The organism is Arthrobacter mobilis (assembly GCF_012395835.1).
GTDB classification, from domain to species: Bacteria; Actinomycetota; Actinomycetes; order Actinomycetales; family Micrococcaceae; genus Crystallibacter; species Crystallibacter mobilis.
The window spans coordinates 1-565 of record NZ_JAAZSQ010000102.1 but is presented as its reverse complement, the minus strand read 5'-3'; the positions used below and the strand labels follow the sequence as shown (position 1 = coordinate 565).

The window sequence follows — 565 nt, the reverse complement described above, 5'->3', positions numbered from 1 at the left end:
TTCCCCGTCGATCAGGTCGGCGTCGAGTGCCCGGTATTTAGTGATATCAGGCAGCGTCAGCTGGCCATTCAGGCGATCAGGAATCTGTTGATAGAGGAACCACTCATAACGATCGATCAGGATATTCCCTTCACCATCCAGCAGGAATTCACGTGATTTTTTGGAAAGGAGTCTGGTGTCGGCAGTTTGCAACTGAGCGTCCTGGCCGTTGAGTTCGTTTTGTGTTTTCGCCAAGGCGGCCGCTAAGTGCTGGGTGCCGTCGCAGCCTTCGAAGCGCAGACATAGGAACAACTCTCGCAGCAAACCTTTCCGCAGACTTTCTTTCTCGTCGCAGTACTGCCACATGGCTTCATCGACCGATCGTCGCTGCTCGTTCAGGAAGAGACATACAGATTCCAGATCCCTTTTGGTCAGCAGGCTCAGTGCTTGCTGTCTTACTGTTGCAAACGGTAGTTGCAGATCAATGCTGTCATCAATGAACAGGTGCAGTACTTCAGCTGCCTTGCTGACATTTTTAGCTGCTTTTTGCCAATCCTTAAACACCGCTTCCTGCGCATAATCCTTT

The 565-nt window shown here is 51.0% G+C and carries 1 pseudogene; it reads right to left on the bottom strand.

What is annotated here, in order from left to right:
• A pseudogene (locus HGG74_RS21075) lies at positions 1-565 on the bottom strand (Tn3 family transposase); the annotation flags it as partial.